Below are 1432 nucleotides of genomic sequence, written 5' to 3' on the forward strand. Positions count from 1 at the left end.
CGACCTGCTGGTCACCGTCGAGGTGACGGTCCCCGAGAACCTCTCCGACGAGGCGCGGGCGGCGTTGGAGAAGCTGGCCCTTGAGACCCCACCGGTTTACTCGGCCCAAGATCACCGGACCGAAGATCACATTCCATATGCCATCACTGATCATCTCCATTCCGATGGTTTGATGGCTCAGCAAATTACCAACATAAATCCTTAGACCTGCTCGATTGATGATCCCACTACTGTCTGCCAGGTAACACTCGACATGACTCGCATAGCCCATCTCCGGCAACCGCTCCGGATAGACTCGTGTTGAAGGCATGTAACACGAGGCTGGCGTTTTCTGCCCAAGAGCCTCGTGTCCACGCTCGTAATTATAGTGCTGCACGAAGCGATCAAAGTGACGCTGCTGAGCATCCCACGCAACCGCCGGTGGTTGGGGTAACGTACTTTTCAGCGTCCTGTGCATACGTTCGTGGCGCCCGTTCTGATCAGGGCGGCCCGGTTCAATTCGCTCAGGAATGATCCCAAGTCGTAGCCACCAGATCGATAGCTGCGACAGCCCGGCACGGCCCGTGCTGGCAAACGGCACACCGTTGTCGGTACGGATGCGCTCAGGCAGCCCATATTCGCGGAAAACCCGCTCGAAGGTTTGCTGGGTTTCCTTGAAATTGGTGCTGGCCATACTCTCGCAGGCCAGTAAAAAGCGACTCGCGTGATCCATTATCGTCAACGGATAACACCACACACCTGCCCCTGTCAGAAATTGCCCTTTGTAATCAGCGCTGAAAAGCTGGTTGGGGATTTCTGCCTTACGTAAAGGCTTGGGATAGACAGCTACACGCGGGCGCAATTGCCGAGGCGTGATCAAATCAGCGGCCTTGAGGATGTTGTAAATGGTGGTTTTTGAGGGTGGGTTCTGCCCAGGAAAACGCCGTATCAAGTCGTTCTGGATCTTCTTCGGGCCGGGAACCGTTTCTCCAGTCGAACGCAATTCAATAATTGCCTGCCGGACAGCAAAAGGGACCACATACGTCTGATTGTGGCGGCTGCGACTTCGCTCTTCGAGGCCTCTGGGCCCCTCCGCTTTGTAGCGCTCGACCCATTTATAGCCAGTCTTGCGACTGATTTGATGGTCCAGGCACAGCTGGCTAAAGCTGTGCTCGTCCTCCAAATAGTCGGCGATGAACTTCACTCTGAGGTCCATAGGTTTCAGCTCTTTCCAGGGCATGGTCAGATCCTCGCGAAATCGACCCTGCCAGTTAAAAAACTGTTACCTATGTGCGTGAACTAATTTGTAACCCATGTGGGTGAGTCATACCGGCAAGAGCGTTTTGCTTACTTTTGCGCTTTTCAAAAGTGAGCCGCTGTAAGAGCGGAACCAATACAAGCCATCACCCAAATAACGGATATGCCCCCCCTCCAACAAATACGAAAGTTCCCC

1 pseudogene is annotated in these 1432 nt (G+C 54.2%); it reads right to left on the reverse strand.

Annotated features, from left to right (window positions below):
• Positions 1 to 382: 382 nt before the first annotated feature.
• Positions 383 to 1219 (reverse strand): annotated as a pseudogene (locus AB0J06_RS26310) (helix-turn-helix domain-containing protein); the annotation flags it as partial.
• Between the last annotated feature and the right edge of the window lie 213 nt (positions 1220 to 1432).

This window comes from Micromonospora sp. NPDC049679 (assembly GCF_040659735.1).
Lineage (GTDB): Bacteria > Actinomycetota > Actinomycetes > Mycobacteriales > Micromonosporaceae > Micromonospora_I.